Raw genomic sequence first — 629 nt, forward strand, 5'->3', positions numbered from 1 at the left:
ATCCGCGAGACGGTGTCGGCGCTGCTGGCGCCGCTCGGCATCGAACACACGCTGCAATACCGGAGGGGTGTGCCGCCGGTGGTCAACGAGGACGTCTCGACGCGCATCCTCACCCACGCGATCGAGGCCATCGGCCCCGACGCGCTGGCCGATACCCGCCAGTCGGGTGGGGGCGAGGACTTCTCCTGGTACCTCGAGGAGATTCCCGGTGCGATGGCGCGCCTGGGCGTCTGGCCGGGGCAGGGACCGCAGCTGGATCTGCACCAGCCGACGTTCGACCTCGACGAGCGGGCCCTGGCGATCGGGCTGCGGGTGATGGTCAACATCGTCGAGCAGTCGGCCGCGTTCGCGCTGCTGCCCTAGCGCGTCGCCCGCATGACGTGCTCGGCGATGTGCGCGTAACTTCGCAACGTGACGTCCGCCGCGTCGCTCATGATGTTGTAGCCATGGTCGACGCCGGCGACCTCGTAGTACTCCGCCAATGCCCCGACGGCGTCGAGCTTTTCGGCGTAGCTGCGGGCCTCGTCGCGAAGTCGATCGTGTTCGGCCGTCACGACCAGCGCGGGCGCGATACCGGCGATCCCGTCGGCGTTGTCGCCCCACGCGGGGGAGGCCAGGCGGTCGCGCCG

General features: G+C 70.1%; 2 protein-coding genes. One reads left to right on the forward strand and one right to left on the reverse strand.

All coding sequences use genetic code 11. From position 1 onward, the window contains the following. The coding region (locus A9X03_RS14140; protein ID WP_156737600.1) for a M20/M25/M40 family metallo-hydrolase at positions 1-363 on the forward strand (363 nt) is incomplete at its 5' end. Here the strand turns inward: A9X03_RS14140 and A9X03_RS14145 are convergent. After that, on the reverse strand, positions 360-629 hold a 270-nt coding region (locus tag A9X03_RS14145), incomplete at its 5' end, for an alpha/beta hydrolase fold domain-containing protein (RefSeq protein ID WP_156670039.1). The two genes, A9X03_RS14140 and A9X03_RS14145, sit on opposite strands and share 4 nt — an antisense overlap.

The organism is Mycobacterium sp. E1715, from assembly GCF_001667625.1.
In the GTDB taxonomy this organism is placed as follows: Bacteria; Actinomycetota; Actinomycetes; order Mycobacteriales; family Mycobacteriaceae; genus Mycobacterium.